This window comes from Aeromonas aquatica (assembly GCF_000764655.1).
Taxonomy (GTDB): domain Bacteria; phylum Pseudomonadota; class Gammaproteobacteria; order Enterobacterales; family Aeromonadaceae; genus Aeromonas; species Aeromonas aquatica.
The window spans coordinates 1-13201 of the sequence record NZ_JRGL01000164.1 but is presented as its reverse complement, the minus strand read 5'-3'; the positions used below and the strand labels follow the sequence as shown (position 1 = coordinate 13201).

Below are 13201 nucleotides of genomic sequence, written 5' to 3'. Positions count from 1 at the left end.
GTGCAACAGCTTGACCCGCTCCACATAGGCGCGGGTTTCCGCATGATGGATGGGAAGGGATGACGCCGTGCTTTTGTCTTACAAACCGCGGGCGTTCAGCATATCCCGGTAGCGCTGGTGCAGCAGTTTGACTCGCTCCACATAGGCGCGAGTCTCCGCATAGGGCGGGATACCGCCGTGCTTCTGCACGGCGCCGGCGCCCGCGTTGTAGGCGGCGGTGGCCAAAGAGATGTTGCCGTCGTACTGCTTGAGCAAGCCCGCCAGGTACTTCACTCCGCCGAAGATATTCTGCTCCGCCAGCAGGGCGTTGCCCACCCCCAGTTCACGGGCGGTGGCCGGCATCAGCTGGGTCAGCCCCATGGCGCCCTTGCGGGAGACGGCCAGCGGGTTGAAGGCGGACTCGGCGTGAATAAGCGCGCGGATGAGGGCGGGATCGACGCTGTAGGTCTTGGCTGCCGCCTTGATGGTGCTGGCGTAGTCGTAGAGGAAGAGGCCGGTGGTGCGCCAGTTGACCTTGGAAGCGGGGTCGCAGGCGTAGCAGTCGTTGAACAGCAGCAGCTCGTAGTGACCCTGCTCCGGCATCATGTCGGAGTAGCGGATGACCCCGTTCTTCTGCACCGACTTGTAGACCTGGATCTGGCGAGGCGCCGGAGTCGATGTCTTGGCCAGCTCAGGGGCGGGCTCTGGTTTTGCTGTGGCCACAGGTTTCACCGTGATGGTGGGGGGGGTCTCTGTCTTCAGGATCACCACCTCGGCCGGTGATGGCATCTGGCCCCAGACAGAGAGGGAAATCAGGGGAATGGCTCCCAGCAAGATCCATGCTTTCAACGGCTTGCTCCTTAAGCCTTGGACGCCCGTTGAGTAAAGCATCAGGGGCGAGGCAGAACAAGCGCGCCGTGTGGCGCGCCAGAAGAAAAGCCAAAAAATGAGGCCGCGCTGTGGCGGCCTCGGGCAAGGCGCTTACCTGTTTATTCCAGCAGCCAGAGGCGGGCGCTGCGCGCCGGCATGGCGACCCGCACCCACTGGCTCTGCACATTGATGACGGCGCTTTGATCCAGCACGTCCTTGTAGTTGCGATACCAGTTCAGCTCGAACTTGGCGGTGTCGAGCCAGTACTCCTGCTCGTAATCACACTTGTTGACGCCGACCAGCCCCTGCTTGCCGCGCTTGAACAGCACGAAGCAGTCGCCGCTGCCGACGAGCTGCATGGGCTGACCCTGCACGGCGTTGTGGAAGCGGATCATCCCCTTGAGATCGCTTCGCAGGTAGTAGTCCTGCCAGCGCAGGCCGTCCTTGTCCTGGGTCTCGCCATGATCCGAATAGACCAGGGGCGAGCCGCCATCCCGGCCGAGCAGATAGGCATAGGCCAGCTTCTCGTCGGTCTGGTTCAGGATCTGGTAGCGGAAACCGTCGTTGGTGGGGATGTCGTGAGTGATGGCGAAGGTGACCGCCCGGTTGCCCGGCAGGGCCTGACCGTAGGCGCCGGGATCCGCCAGCTGGTTCATGCTGCCGCCATAGCCGAGCGCCCCGCGCAGGGAGGCGAACAGCGGGAAGTCATAGGCGCCCTGGCCGCTGTTGTCGAGATAGGGCTTGAGGAAGCGCTCGTAATCGGTGCTGCCGGCGCCCCCTGTGGTGATCACCTCGCCAAACACGTGCATGCCCTGCTTGATCTCGGCGGTGAACACCGCGTTGATCTGGTAATCGCTCATGTGCTTGACCGCATCGACCCGAAAACCCTTGATCCCCATCCCCTTGAGCGCCTTGAGATAGGCCTGCTGCTGGCTCACTACCCAGTTGTTGGGGTCAAGATCCGGCAGCCCCTTGTCGCCGGCGCCGCCACACAGACGCCAGTACTGGACATGGCCGGGATCGCTCCAATCGGTGATACAACCCTCTGGGTGAAAGTCGGATGGTGACAGTAAATTCTGTCCCGGGTCGCCAAATAGTCGTTGTCTGCCGTAGTAATCAGGATTAGCAGCGTATTGTCCTAGCAGCTCGGTGCCGGGGTAGTTGAGGTCGCTGCGCTTCCAGCTCTCGTTGGCCATGTGGTTGAGCACCACATCCGCATAGACGGCGATGCCACGGGCCTGCATGGCGGCGATCAGCTGCTCGAGATCCTGCTTGTTGCCGAGGGGGCTGTCGACGAGCCGCAGATCCTGGGGCTGATAACGGGCCCACCACTCGTTGCCGGAGGACTTGAGGGGCGGTGAGATGAGCACCTGCTTGTAGCCCGCCCCCTTGATGAGATCGGCCTTGGCAGTGACCTCGCTGTATTTCCAGTTGAAGGCGTGCAGTATGACGTCGGCTTGCGCCAGTGGGGCGATCAGCATGCCTGCGATCACCCAGATCCCCGCTGTGTTTTTCATTATTGTCTGTCCTTGTTTGGGTGCCCAAATGGGCACCCAAAGCCTCACATCGCGACTCGGTGGCGGCAATCACCGAGTGGCTGTTTTGTGAGCATCCTCAAGGTGGGTTATGCGGACTTGTGACGGCTTGCATAAAACCATCAACTCATTGTTGTTACTGTCTTTTCTGTTACTTGATGACTAGTCGAGGCCATGGTTGTAGACCGGCTGCCAGGCGCAGACTCGCTGGTTGTTGCGACCGTCTTGCAGCCAGAAATGGTTGCAGTTGTCGTCGTAGTTGCTGTTGCCCACGTTGATCCCATAGCTGCTCAGGCGTTGCCCTTGCAGAGATTGATAGACGCCGTTACGCAGCAGGGAGAAGTGCAGGTGCGGGCCGGTGGAGGACCCTCCCTCGCACAGGGCATCGTTGCGGTTGCCGGCATAGGTGCCGATGGGGCTGTCCGCCGTCACATAGTCGCCGCTGCGCACCGAGATGCCGCTCATGTGGTAGTAGTTGGTGGCCCAGCCGTTGGGGGCGGTGATCCTGAGCTGGCAACGGGAGAAGACGGTGACGGTGCCGCTGTTGGCGGCGGTCACCGTGTAGGTGGCACCGCCCCAGCCCGGCCAGTCGTAGGAGACGTCGATGGAGGAGTAGGGGTAGCCGGAGCCGCTGTGGGAGTGGGCACCGTTGACCTTCCAGCTGTATCCCTGCCGCCAGGGGAGCTGGAACTGGCCGGAGGCCAGCCGAGCCGGGGAGTCTGCGATGCTGGCCTTGGCGCGGGTCAGGGCATCGGTCCCGAACAGGATTTTCCACTGCTCGGTCAGCCGCTGCTGATCCTGCTCGCCCAGCAGGCTGGCGAGGGCGAGTCTATGGGCATCGTCGCGGGGGAGGGTGGGGCCTATCTGCGTGTTTTGCTGCTGACTCCTGGCCTGATAGAAGCGATCCGAGAGCTGGCGGGCCATCTGCTCCAGCTGGTTATCGAAGCCTTTCGCCTTGACCAGGTTGGCGAAGGGGGCCGCCATGGCCTGCTTCGAGGGCGCCGAGATGAGCTGGCTATCGGCCTCCATCAGCGCCAGCAACAGTTGGGGGTTGAGGCTGGTGATACCGCTCCAATGCAGGATCACCTCCTCCTTGGGCAGCAGATGTGGCGCCTGTTGCAGCAGGAAGTCGTGCAGATCGAAGGCCATGGCGGCCTCGCCAAACACGAAGTGAGCCTCCTCCAGCGGTAGCGCCGGACTATGGTCAGCCCTTAGCTGTGCGCTGCTGAAGTGATAAGGGGCGGACGGGGCATGCAGATCACCGGCCCAGGCGAGGGCGGGGAACATCAGCATCAGTAAGGGGGAGGTCGTCTTGAACATGCTCTTCTCCTTGCGACTTGGCATCCTGAGATGCGGACGGGATGGCTCCTGTGTCGGCAACGACAGCGCCTGGCTATGCCAAGGTCTTACCCTAGAAGGAAAAGCATAAATTGCTACTCGAACGAATCTTTATTTTGGGTCTGATAACAATAATCATTGTTAATTAATATTTACGTTAATGTTTTACCATTCTAAATCAAAGTCTTGCGATCCCATCTATGGCATAGATCCGTAAAGCGAGTAGGATGATCCAGGCAGTCAATTGAACGGACAAGTCAGCCTGCTCTTCAGCGGAAGCTGAGATGACAGGGGGATAGTCATCAGGCTATTGGCTTCTTTGTAAGTTAAAGGCGTGTTATTTTGTTGTACCAATCCAACTGGTCCGATCTGCAAGGCAAGGTCGGACGATAAAGGCAAAAAGAGAGGGCCTGGGTGGCCGAAAGTGACATGGGTGTAACAAGCTGCCGGGCGATGGAGCTCAGCTTCGAAGAGTACTGTGAGGCGGATCTTTCCCTGATCAGGGACTACTACGAGACGACGTTTTCCCACTATGTGCCGGACTTGGCCGAGCGGATCTTCGTGGTGCGCGACGCCCACTGGCTGGTGGGCGCCGTGCGCCTGCGCGATGAGCAGGATTACTACCATCTGTGCGGCTTTCGACTGTTGCCCCATTACCAGTCCTTGGGGCTGGGCTCTCGTCTGTTGCAGCGCGCCTGCAACGATCTGCTGGACAAGCCCGTGGTCTGTCACGCCCTGCCGTTCGAGAAGCCGTTTTACCTCAAGGCGGGCTTCGCCCATCTCTCATTGCACGAGCTGGATGGACCCCTCTATACCCTCTATCACCAGCAGCGCGAGCAGGGTTATCAGATCGAGCTGCTGGTGCGTCAAGCCACGTCCACGATTTACAACTGACTCACCGGGGCTTGGTCAGCAGATGGATCTTGCCCGGTGACAGCTCCAGCCCCAGCAGATTGTCCTTGAGCCAGGCCTGGTTCGGATCCTTGTCATCGAGCTTGTAGACGGGCTGAGTCTCCAGCCGCTTCTCCATGCTCTGCAGCAGCATCCTCAGCATGAAACCAAACTTCTGTTCCGCCGCCGCCGGCTCCAGCTTGTAGTCAATCAGCTTCATATTGTCGAGAAACAGGGCGCTCTGGGCCTTGTCGTAGCGCGGCCTGGCCTCATAGGTCATGTTCAGCAGCGCGTCGTACTCGGTCTGATCCGGCAGGGCGATCTTCAGCTTGCCCTTGCCAAACACCCTGGCGGTATCCGGACTCTGGCGGCCGATCTGGACGTCGCTCTGCTCGAGCTGGACATGGGCCTTGATGATGCCGGGCAACTCCAGTTGTTTATCCACTTGCACCTGGGATTGCAGGTACTGATTTATCTGTTGCTCATTGATGTCATATGAGCCTTGACCTAGCATGGCCAGACTCAACAGCATAGATTGCAGGATCATGCTAACGACCTGATAGAATGGGTTTGTTCTTCAGCATACCATTCTGGCTCTGTGGGGTCTGCCCACTCTATTTCACCATGACATCAAGGAGTCGCCTTGCTCGACGGTCTGGAATACGACGTTCAGTTGCTGTTTTCTCGCTTTCTCGGCTGGTTATTGCTCTTCTTCCACACCGTGATAGTGGCGGGGGTGTCGCTGCGGGTGGTGATGAAGCGGCGTCCCATCGGGGTGTCGCTGGCCTGGCTGGCACTCATCTATGCCATCCCCTTTGCCGGGGTCGGCTTCTATGTGCTGTTTGGGGAAATCAGGCTGGGTCGCAAGCGGGCCGAGCGGGCCCAGGCCATGTATCGCCCTTATGCCATCTGGATCCGCCAGTTGGCTCGGCTCTTCCCCCAGCACTGCTGCGAGGTGGGGAGCAAGGCGCGGCCGTTGCACGATCTCATTCAGGGGCGGCTGGCCATGCCCATGCTGTCCGGCAACCGGATGACGCTGCTGCACAAGCCGGATGTCATCTTGCAGGAGATAGTGCGCGACATCCGCCACTCTTCCCAATCCTGCTATCTGGAGTTCTACATCTGGCATCCTGGTGGGCACGCGGATGCGGTGGCCGAGGCCCTGATCGCAGTGGCGCAGCGCGGCGTGGATTGTCGCGTGCTGCTTGACTCCATCGGCAGCAAGGCCTTTTTCCGCTCGGCCTGGCCCAAGCGGCTGCGCAAGGCCGGGGTCAAGCTGGTGGAGGTGCTGCCGGTCGGGGCCTGGCGTATCCCGTTCCAGCGCCAGGATCTGCGCATGCACCGCAAGCTGGTGGTAATCGATGACAGGGTCGGTTACACCGGCTCCATGAACATGGTGGATCCTCGCTTCTTCAAACAAGATGCGGGGGTCGGCCAGTGGGTCGACATCATGATCCGGGTGCAGGGGCCAGTGGTGCCGCTGATGTGGTCCACCTTCGTCTCGGACTGGGAGATGGAAACTGGCGAGCGACTGCTCGACAGTCTGCAGCACGAACCCGAAGCCTGGCCCCAGACCAACTATCGCGCCCAGCTCATCCCCTCCGGTCCCTTCGTCGGCGGCGACTGCATCCAGCAGAGCCTGCTGCTGGCCATCTATCAGGCGCGCCATCACCTGGTGCTGACCACCCCTTATTTCGTGCCGGACGATCCGCTGGCGGCGGCGCTCTCCTCGGCGGCGGCTCGCGGCGTGCTGGTGCAACTGGTGTTGCCGGCGCGCAACGACTCCCTGATGGCCAACCACGCCTGCAACTCCTTCATGGAGGAGTTGCTCGAGGCCGGGGTCGAGATCTATCGCTATGATGCCGGATTGCTGCACACCAAGAGCGTGCTGGTGGATGACGACTTTGCCCTGGTGGGCACGGTCAATCTCGACAGGCGCAGCCTCTGGCTCAACTTCGAGGTGACCCTGCTCATCGACAATCCGGTGTTTGTCGCCGAGATGAACCAGCTGGTGCAGGGCTACATGCTGGAGGCGACCCCCATGTCGCTGGCCCAGTGGCGAGCCCGCCCCTGGTACAAGAAGCTGCTGGAGAACATCTTCTACCTGTTCAGCCCCTTGCTATAAAAACGCAGCAGTGACCGCAGATAATGGGTTCTGAGCCGGGAAGGCACTTGCCTGTGTCCCCATCTGCCCCGTAGAGTGCGCCAATGCGCCTTAGAGAGTGAGATCAAGATGAAAAAGAAAGTGGCCCTGGCCGTCGGTGCGGTATTGGTGGCAGGTGGACTGGCCGCCTGCTGGTATACCGGACAGACCTTCGATCGGATCCTCGCACAGGAGATCGCCAAGGTGAAAGAGGGCAGTGGCATCGAGCTCACCTGGACCCCAAGCAGCGAGAACCTGTTTACCCGTGATGGCGTGCTCAAGGTGGTGGTGACGCCGCAGGCGCTGGCGAGCCTGGATCCCCAGCTGGCGGGGAGCGAGCCCATCGAGATGGAGCTCAATAGCAACAACCGCATCTTGCCGTTCTATATCAAGAGCCAGCTGCTGCTCGATACCGGCAAGGGGACGCTGGCCCCCGTCTTCACCGCCCTTGGCATGCAGCAGTGGCAGCTTGGCCTCGAATCGGCAAGCAGCCTCCTGACCCAGAGTCAGAGCGCCCGCTTCTGGCTGAGCGACTTCAAGGTCAAGGAGGGGATGAACGAAATCAGCTTCCTGCCCCTGAACGGCAGTTACAGCGGCGATCTGGATGGCAACGGCCACATCACCTTCCAGTGGCAGGGGGTCACCTTGCATGATGCCCAGAGCAAGATGGACATGGTGCTGGCGGATCTCAAGGGCAGCGCCGACGTGGCCGAAATAAGCGGCGTCTGGCTCTCGCCTCGCAGCGATGCGACCCTGTCCGCCTTCTCCCTGACGTTGCCTGAGAGTGCCAAGCTCTCCTTGCAGGGGCTGACCAGCTCGACTCAGTTGGCGGGTGACGATGCCCAGACCCTCTCCAGCCGTTATCAGATGAAGGTCGCGACCCTCAACCTGGAGAACGAGGGCGACAAGTTGGCGCTGACCCAGGGCAATCTGGACCTGTCGTTGAAGGGGCTGGATCTGGAAGGCTATCAGACGCTGCAGGCGGCCAGCGGCCAGCGGGTGGATGAGGCGGCGATCCAGCAGGCGCTGGACAAGATGCTGCAACGGGGCGCCACGCTGGAGCTGGCGGATCTCAGCGCCCAGCTCAATGGCGAACCCGTCAGCGTGAAAGGGGAGGCCAAGCTGGCACCGACCTCGCTGGAGCAACTGATGGGGAGCGAGGAGGGAATGCAGGCCCTGTCCGGGCTGCTCCATGCCAGCCTCGGCGACAAGCTGGGCAAGGCCGTTCCGCAACTGGCGCCCATGCTGGCGCAGTTCACCGCCCAGGGTTATCTGAAGGCGGAGCAGGAACAGCTTAATGCCGAGTTCAAACTCGAGAAAGGCATGGCGACCATCAACGGTCTGGCGCTGCACGAGTGAATTCAGGCAGATAAAAAAGGCTCCCTCGGGAGCCTTTTTTGTTGGTGTCGTGCTGGCAGCTACGGCCTTACTTGAACACCACCGTCTTGTTGCCATAGACGAAGACGCGCTCGTTCAGGATCAGCTCCAGTGCCCGGCTCAGCACGGACTTCTCTACATCCCGTCCCGCCTTGGCCATGTCGTCGGCGCTGAAGGTGTGGCCGACGTGGATCACGTCCTGCTCTATGATGGGACCTTCATCCAGATCGTCGGTCACGAAGTGCGCCGTGGCGCCGATCAACTTGACCCCGCGATCGAATGCCTGACGATAGGGGCGGGCACCGATGAAGGCGGGCAGGAAGGAGTGGTGGATGTTGATGAGCTTGCGCGGATAGGCTTCCACGAAGCTCGGGGTCAGCACCCGCATGTACTTGGCCAGGATCACGTAGTCGGGCTCATAGCCATCGATGAGGGCACGCACCTGCTCCTCGTGCTCGGTCCGGCTCAGGTTCTCATGGCTCACGCCGTGGAAGGGAATGTCAAACTTGCCGGTCAGCTCGGCGAGGGTGTCGTAGTTGCCGATCACCGCCACTATGTCCATGTCCAGCGCGCCGGCGTAATTCTTCATCAGGATGTCGCCGAGGCAGTGGGTCTCCTTGGTCACCAGGATGACGATCCGCTTCTTGCCCGCCTTGACCAGTCGGCGCTGGGCGCCAGCCGGCAGGGCATCGTCGAGATCCGCCAGCAGGGTCTCGTCGTTGAAGCGCCCCTCCAGCTCGGTGCGCATGAAGAAACGGCCATTCTCGTGGTCGACGAACTCATCGTTCTTGTTGATGTTGAGCTGGTGCTTGTAGCAGATGTTGGTGATCTTGGCGATGAGGCCCTTGGCGTCGGGGCAATCCGTCAGCAGTATTTTCTTTTCCATCTCTGTCATGATTCCGTTTGTGGTGTTGGCGCCTGAGTCTGTGCAGGTCGCGTTTTTTCTGGCCTGTGGTCAGGCGCATTATTTTTCGGGTACTTTTCTCGGCAATATGCCACAAACAAAATCAGAAAAGACAGCGCGCCGTGCGCCCTTGCCGCAGGCTGACCGCAACGAAGGCAGGCTGAACCCGCCCTGTCGCTGATGGTTTTTAGGCTGGTATCCCGCGCTTTTTTTCTTTACGCTGTCTGCGCTTATTCTCAGGGCGGGGTGAAAGTCCCCACCGGCGGTATCCCGATCTGACTCGGGGAGCCCGCGAGCGCCCGACCTTGGTCGGGGTCAGCAGATCCGGTGAGATGCCGGAGCCGACGGTCATAGTCCGGATGAAAGAGGATAAGACAGAGTGTGCCGGTCAGGCCCCTTGGGGCTGGCTGCCGCATGCCCACTTCTGTCTGCCTTCCCATGCCCTGATTCTGGTCCTTGTCTTATTTAGGAGTCTTACCATGAATCAGTCTCTACTCAGTGAATTTGGTGATCCCATTGCTCGCGTCGAAGCTGCGCTGGCCGCATTGCGTGCCGGTCGTGGCGTGCTGGTGGCCGACGATGAAGATCGCGAGAACGAAGGTGACCTCATCTTCGCCGCACAAAGCATGACCAACGAACAGATGGCCATGATGATCCGCGAGTGCTCCGGCATCGTCTGCCTCTGCCTGACCGATGAACGGGTACGCCAGCTGGAGCTGCCCATGATGGTGGAGGCGAACTCCAGCCACTACCAGACCGCCTTCACCGTAACCATAGAAGCGGCGCAGGGGGTGACCACTGGTGTCTCCGCCGCCGATCGCATCACCACCATCCGGGCCGCCATCGCCGACGGTGCCCAACCATCGGATCTGCACCGTCCAGGCCATGTCTTCCCGCTGCGTGCCCGTACCGGTGGTGTGCTGACCCGACGTGGTCACACCGAAGCCACTGTCGATCTGATGCAGTTGGCTGGGTTGAAACCCTTTGGGGTGTTGTGCGAGTTGACCAAGCAAGATGGTTCCATGGCCCGCTTGCCCGATCTGGTGGAATTTGGTCGCCAGCATCAGATGCCGGTGCTGACCATCGAAGATCTGGTGCAATACCGTCAATTGTTGGCAGAACGTTCAGCCTGAGCTTCATACGAAATTGAAATAAGTACATTTTTTGGTTACGCTTTGCACGAACCTCATCCAGGGCACTCATTTTTGACTTAGGTTTGCACAAAAAGTGTACGTTTAAAAAAAAATGAGGGTTTTAATGCGTTTATCTGCGATGGGGCCTATCCAAACTCGGATTTATTTGTGCCATAATCACGCCGCTTGCTAAACGTCTGGCGAGTTAAAGGGAGCTTTAAAAATGAAAAAAATGTTGTTGGTAGGTGTTGTTGGTCTGTCCGCTCTGCTGGGCGGTTGTGCAAACACCAGCGAACTGGAAACTTCCGTTCAGAATCTGTCTAACAAAGTTGACCAACTGGCTCAAGATGTTAGCGCTGTTCGTGCTGATCAATCCAAGATCGCTGCTGATGTTGCAGAAGCCAAGCAAGAAGCTATGCGTGCTAACCAGCGCATCGACAACATGGCTACTTCCTACAAGAAGTAATCCATGCGAAAAAATGGCGCATTTTAATGCGCCATTTTTTTTTGCCTGAAATTCGTCATATTCCGCGTTTTGCCATCCTTCGCCTGAACAAGGCAATGCCGATAGCTCGGCATCACCCAGACTTCTTATTTTCTCTCTCGATCAATACAGCAGGCTATAGAGCTTGCGACGGTAATTCTGCGCCACCGGATTGGTGCCCATGGTCGTCAGAATATCGAGATAGATCTTCTTGGCATCGCCAAACGCCATGTCGCGCTTGAGGATGCTGAACAGCAGTGCCAGGGCTTCTTCCTGCCGACCGACCTGGCTATAGAGCACCGCCAGCTCCTGACTGAGTGCATCATCTCCCGGGTTTGCCACATGACGAGTCTCTAGGGCTCGTAGCTCGGGGCTGTCCGCGGCCTGCAGTGCCAGCGCCAGACGAGAGCTCAGCGCCTGATAGTGATCATCCTGCGCCACCATGGGGATGGTCGCGAGCAATGTCTGCGCTTCTTCCAGCAGATTCAGATCCAGCGCGGCTTGCACCAGCCACAGGCTGATGTCGTGACGCTCCGGTGCCAGCTGGTGCGCCTTGGTGAGGTGAGCGTGGGCGAGATCGGCCTGCTCTTCGGCCAGCGCCTGTTTGGCCTGCTCGAGCAACAGCTCTTCTTCCTTGGGGGCGAAGGCGGCGAAGTACTGGCGCAGGGTGGCCTCATCTTGCGGGCCTTCCAGGATGGCCTGCTCGTCCGGCCGGCCCTGATGGAACAGCACCAGTGCGGGCAGGGCGCGCAGACCCAGCTGGCTGGCCAGCGGCTGCAACTGGGGATCATTCATATCGACCCTGGCGAGGGTGACCTCTGCATTGGCCGGGCCGACCAGGGCCTCAACCAGCGGGGTCATGCCCTGGCATTCTGGCATCTGGGGCGCATGGAAATAGATGACGACCGGTTTCTTCATGGACGCATCGATCAGTTCGGCGTGGAAATTCTGGGGATTGATGTCGACGATCATGAGGCTGACTCTCGGAAAATGGTGTGAGTTAACATGGGGCCTAGGGGGGTGGATTTCAAGCGCCCATCCAGCAGGTAGCCATTGACACTGCGGGTTGGGGCCGCGAGGCAGAGCCAGCCGCTGCCCAGTGGCCAGTCCTGCACCTGATAGGACTGGGTGTCGAGTCGGTTCTCCAGCCGCCAGTCCTCCTCGGGCATGAAACACACCTTGTCGAGCCCGGCGGCAATACCGTTGCCCTGGGCCTTCAGCACCGCCTCCTTGCGTGACCAGAGGCGATAAAATGCCGATTCCTGCCCCGCTTCCGGCAATGCCGCCAGCCATTCGTATTCACTCCGTGCATAAAAGCGCTGTGCCAAGGGCAGTATCTGCCGGCGGCGCAGGCCCATCTCTATGTCGATGCCGAGCGGCCCTTGCTGGCAGAGGGCGAGCGCCAGCCAGTCGCCGCTGTGACTGAGATTGAACTGCCAGTGATGGCTGCACAGGGCGGGTTTGCCATGAACGTTGGTGCAAAACTGCAGTTCATCGGCCGGGCAACCGAGCCGCTCGGCCAGCAGGCGGCGCAGCAAGACACGGCCGAGCAGGTACTCCCGTTGGCGATGTGGCTGCCGGATCTCATGCCAATGACGCAGTTCCTCCAAGGAGAGCTCGCCAGGCAGCGATATCAACTGGTCGGCGTCGATCTGAGCTGGTTTTAACAAATAGAGATCCGCAGAGATCATAATTTTTCACTTAAAAAAGAGGCTGAAGTAGCGATAAGGATCAGTTTTGGCTGGCCCTCATGGTCACTTTCGGGATTGTATATTGTTTGGGCATGATCACATTAATTATGAAAAATAATGCATTTCCTTGCAAAAATGTGATGTCGATAGGGATTTTCACTTGCCTCGATAGAATTCTTGGATATAGTCGGGTGCTGTTGCCTTATAAATTGCCCTTCCGGGCCGTATTTTAACAAGTTTTACTATTTTGCGGGGATAAAGGATTGCGCCACCTGATGCTACTGCTGGTCGCGCTCGGAATGGTGGGTTGTGCCTCGGCACCCCAGACCGAGGTCGCGAGCAAGATCGAAGTTTCCATGATGGAACCCGTGGTTGAACCGGAAGCTTCGCAGACACCCGATGTGAACGAAATCCTGACCGTATATAAAGAGTGGCGTGGTGTTCCCTATCGCATGGGAGGCAGCAGTCAGCGTGGTATCGATTGTTCCGCCTTCGCCCGTGAAGTGTTCCGCAATGCGGTCGGTATCGAATTGCCCCGCGATACCCGCTCCCAGGTCCATGAGGGCACGCGTGTTGCCAAGCGGGATCTGGTGGAAGGGGACCTGGTCTTCTTCAAGATCAGCAAGCGCCTGAATCATGTGGGCATCTATGTGGGCAACGGTGAATTCATCCATGCCTCCACCCGAGCCGGGGTGACGCGCTCCAAGCTGGACAGCTCCTACTGGCGTGGCAAGTTCTGGCAGGCACGCCGGATCGAGATCTGAGTCAGGCTGGACAAACGGCTCGTAGTACGGACTGTTTCTCCAACCTCACTTGAACCGGGCTCTGATGGCCCGGTTTTTTATGGCTATGTCCC

Annotated in this window: 13 protein-coding genes and 1 riboswitch; of the genes, 6 read left to right on the top strand and 7 right to left on the bottom strand. The window is 59.4% G+C overall.

What is annotated here, in order from left to right; genetic code table 11:
• Positions 1-78: 78 nt before the first annotated feature.
• From LG30_RS0120730 to LG30_RS0120720, 3 genes are all read right to left on the bottom strand, one after another.
• A complete protein-coding gene (locus LG30_RS0120730; protein WP_420796359.1) occupies positions 79-828 on the bottom strand; it encodes a lytic transglycosylase domain-containing protein in 750 nt (249 codons plus the stop codon).
• A gap of 140 nt (positions 829-968) precedes the next feature.
• Positions 969-2366 carry an alpha-amylase family protein gene (locus LG30_RS0120725; RefSeq protein ID WP_033132595.1) on the bottom strand — a complete coding sequence of 466 codons (1398 nt, stop codon included), beginning with the start codon at positions 2364-2366 and terminating at the stop codon, positions 969-971.
• A gap of 180 nt (positions 2367-2546) precedes the next feature.
• Positions 2547-3704 carry a M23 family metallopeptidase gene (locus tag LG30_RS0120720; RefSeq protein WP_033132594.1) on the bottom strand — a complete coding sequence of 386 codons (1158 nt, stop codon included), beginning with the start codon at positions 3702-3704 and terminating at the stop codon, positions 2547-2549.
• A 471-nt stretch (positions 3705-4175) separates the two neighbouring features.
• On the opposite strand from LG30_RS0120720, the gene LG30_RS0120715 reads away from it, so the two are divergent.
• Positions 4176-4616: a GNAT family N-acetyltransferase gene (locus LG30_RS0120715; RefSeq protein ID WP_052101243.1), complete on the top strand. Its 441-nt coding sequence runs from the start codon at positions 4176-4178 to the stop codon at positions 4614-4616.
• 1 nt (position 4617) lies between these two features.
• Here the strand turns inward: LG30_RS0120715 and LG30_RS0120710 are convergent, their stop codons facing one another.
• Complete coding sequence (locus LG30_RS0120710) at positions 4618-5160, bottom strand: YceB family lipoprotein (RefSeq protein ID WP_033132592.1); 543 nt, start codon at positions 5158-5160, stop codon at positions 4618-4620.
• A 96-nt stretch (positions 5161-5256) separates the two neighbouring features.
• Between LG30_RS0120710 and cls the strand changes: the two genes are divergently transcribed.
• A complete protein-coding gene (cls, locus tag LG30_RS0120705; RefSeq protein ID WP_033132591.1) occupies positions 5257-6738 on the top strand; it encodes a cardiolipin synthase in 1482 nt (493 codons plus the stop codon).
• Positions 6739-6846: 108 nt separating this feature from the next.
• Positions 6847-8115 carry a DUF945 family protein gene (locus tag LG30_RS0120700; RefSeq protein WP_033132590.1) on the top strand — a complete coding sequence of 423 codons (1269 nt, stop codon included), beginning with the start codon at positions 6847-6849 and terminating at the stop codon, positions 8113-8115.
• A 67-nt stretch (positions 8116-8182) separates the two neighbouring features.
• On the opposite strand, the gene purU is transcribed toward LG30_RS0120700, so the two are convergent.
• Positions 8183-9019, bottom strand: coding sequence for a formyltetrahydrofolate deformylase (gene purU, locus LG30_RS0120695; protein WP_033132589.1), 837 nt, complete (start codon positions 9017-9019; stop codon positions 8183-8185).
• A gap of 246 nt (positions 9020-9265) precedes the next feature.
• Positions 9266-9412, top strand: a riboswitch (FMN riboswitch).
• A gap of 104 nt (positions 9413-9516) precedes the next feature.
• Here purU and ribB point away from each other — a divergent pair.
• Both ribB and LG30_RS0120685 read left to right on the top strand, forming a co-directional pair.
• Positions 9517-10170, top strand: a complete 654-nt coding sequence (gene ribB / locus LG30_RS0120690; RefSeq protein WP_033132588.1) for a 3,4-dihydroxy-2-butanone-4-phosphate synthase — start codon at positions 9517-9519, stop codon at positions 10168-10170.
• Positions 10171-10393: 223 nt separating this feature from the next.
• Entirely contained in the window at positions 10394-10636 is a 243-nt protein-coding gene (locus LG30_RS0120685; RefSeq protein WP_010634682.1) for an Lpp/OprI family alanine-zipper lipoprotein, read from the top strand.
• A 141-nt stretch (positions 10637-10777) separates the two neighbouring features.
• On the opposite strand, the gene LG30_RS0120680 is transcribed toward LG30_RS0120685, so the two are convergent.
• Together LG30_RS0120680 and LG30_RS0120675 are read right to left on the bottom strand one after the other, a co-directional pair.
• A complete protein-coding gene (locus tag LG30_RS0120680; protein WP_033132587.1) occupies positions 10778-11626 on the bottom strand; it encodes a tetratricopeptide repeat protein in 849 nt (282 codons plus the stop codon).
• The gene (locus tag LG30_RS0120675; protein WP_033132586.1) at positions 11623-12345 is read right to left on the bottom strand and encodes a 4'-phosphopantetheinyl transferase family protein; all 723 of its coding nucleotides are present in this window, start codon (positions 12343-12345) and stop codon (positions 11623-11625) included. The genes LG30_RS0120680 and LG30_RS0120675 overlap by 4 nt, the downstream gene beginning before the upstream one ends.
• 275 nt (positions 12346-12620) lie before the next feature.
• Here LG30_RS0120675 and LG30_RS0120670 point away from each other — a divergent pair, with 275 nt between their 5' ends.
• Positions 12621-13109 (top strand): C40 family peptidase, encoded by a 489-nt coding sequence (locus LG30_RS0120670; protein ID WP_033132585.1) that lies wholly within the window; start codon positions 12621-12623, stop codon positions 13107-13109.
• Positions 13110-13201: the final 92 nt, after the last annotated feature.

Bases quoted from the DNA above. Each gene is read 5' to 3' on its own strand.
- LG30_RS0120725 (WP_033132595.1), bottom strand. From the start codon at position 2,366: ATGAAAAACACAGCGGGGATCTGGGTGATCGCAGGCATGCTGATCGCC.
- LG30_RS0120720 (WP_033132594.1), bottom strand. From the start codon at position 3,704: ATGTTCAAGACGACCTCCCCCTTACTGATGCTGATGTTCCCCGCCCTC.
- LG30_RS0120715 (WP_052101243.1), top strand. From the start codon at position 4,176: ATGGAGCTCAGCTTCGAAGAGTACTGTGAGGCGGATCTTTCCCTGATC.
- LG30_RS0120710 (WP_033132592.1), bottom strand. From the start codon at position 5,160: ATGATCCTGCAATCTATGCTGTTGAGTCTGGCCATGCTAGGTCAAGGC.
- LG30_RS0120700 (WP_033132590.1), top strand. From the start codon at position 6,847: ATGAAAAAGAAAGTGGCCCTGGCCGTCGGTGCGGTATTGGTGGCAGGT.
- purU (WP_033132589.1), bottom strand. From the start codon at position 9,019: ATGGAAAAGAAAATACTGCTGACGGATTGCCCCGACGCCAAGGGCCTC.
- ribB (WP_033132588.1), top strand. From the start codon at position 9,517: ATGAATCAGTCTCTACTCAGTGAATTTGGTGATCCCATTGCTCGCGTC.
- LG30_RS0120685 (WP_010634682.1), top strand. From the start codon at position 10,394: ATGAAAAAAATGTTGTTGGTAGGTGTTGTTGGTCTGTCCGCTCTGCTG.
- LG30_RS0120680 (WP_033132587.1), bottom strand. From the start codon at position 11,626: ATGATCGTCGACATCAATCCCCAGAATTTCCACGCCGAACTGATCGAT.
- LG30_RS0120675 (WP_033132586.1), bottom strand. From the start codon at position 12,345: ATGATCTCTGCGGATCTCTATTTGTTAAAACCAGCTCAGATCGACGCC.
- LG30_RS0120670 (WP_033132585.1), top strand. From the start codon at position 12,621: ATGCTACTGCTGGTCGCGCTCGGAATGGTGGGTTGTGCCTCGGCACCC.